We start from the raw sequence: 732 nt of genomic DNA, 5'->3' as shown, positions 1-732 counted from the left end.
CGGGCAGGGTGGCCGGGCGGCCGGGTTCCGGTTCGGGCCGTCGGCGCGGCCGGACCAGCAGGGCGAGGCCGCCGAGCAGGCCGCCCGCGCTCGCCCCGACCAGCCCCGTGACGGCGGCCGAGGGCGAACTCGGCTCGGTGGGCGCGACCGCCCGCGCGAACCGGCGCAGTTCCACATGCGTGTCGGCCGCGGCGGTGCCCGCCTGCGCGGTGAGCGCGTCCGCGACCGCGTTGGCCATGGCGGCCGCCCGCGCCGGACGGGCCGAGGTGGCGGAGACGGCGACCATGGGCGCGTCCGGCGAGGTCGCCGTGCGCACACTCTCGCGCAGGGTGTCCACGCCCGCCCCCGCCTTCGCCTGCGCGGCCGCGAGCACGGCGGGCTGGGTGGCGATACGGCCGTACGCCTGCGCGAAGCCGAGCGCCGAGCCGGGGTCGGACCGTTCGGTGGGCACGGCGACGACATAGCTGGTGGCGGTGTAGGCGGGCGGCTTCACCATGCCGTACGCGCCGCCGAGCAGCCCGCCCGCGACGACCCCGGCCGCCACCAGCGACCAGGACGGCAAGCGGGAGATGCGGGGACGCCGGTGTGGGTTCTCGGTCATGAGGGGCTGCCTCCCAAGGGGGTGCGGGACGAGGGGACGAGTGCCGCCGCGTAGACGTCCATCAGCCGGGCGGCGCTGCGGGTGACGCAGTAGTGGCGGGCGGCCTCGGGCGCGGTGCGCGGGCCGGGTCC

Annotated in this window: 1 protein-coding gene and 1 pseudogene; both read right to left on the bottom strand. The window is 78.7% G+C overall.

Features of this window, described 5'->3' with window-relative positions; all coding sequences use genetic code 11:
* The coding region (locus tag GTW40_RS12725; RefSeq protein WP_161180281.1) for a lipopolysaccharide biosynthesis protein at nucleotides 1-601 on the bottom strand (601 nt) is incomplete at its 3' end.
* Nucleotides 598-732 (bottom strand): annotated as a pseudogene (locus GTW40_RS12720) (glycosyl transferase); the annotation flags it as partial. The pseudogene GTW40_RS12720 and the gene GTW40_RS12725, both read right to left, overlap by 4 nt.

This window comes from Streptomyces sp. SID4985 (assembly GCF_009863025.1).
Taxonomy (GTDB): Bacteria; Actinomycetota; Actinomycetes; order Streptomycetales; family Streptomycetaceae; genus Streptomyces.
The sequence above is the reverse complement of the archived record's forward strand: the minus strand, read 5'-3'. Positions and strand labels throughout refer to the sequence as shown.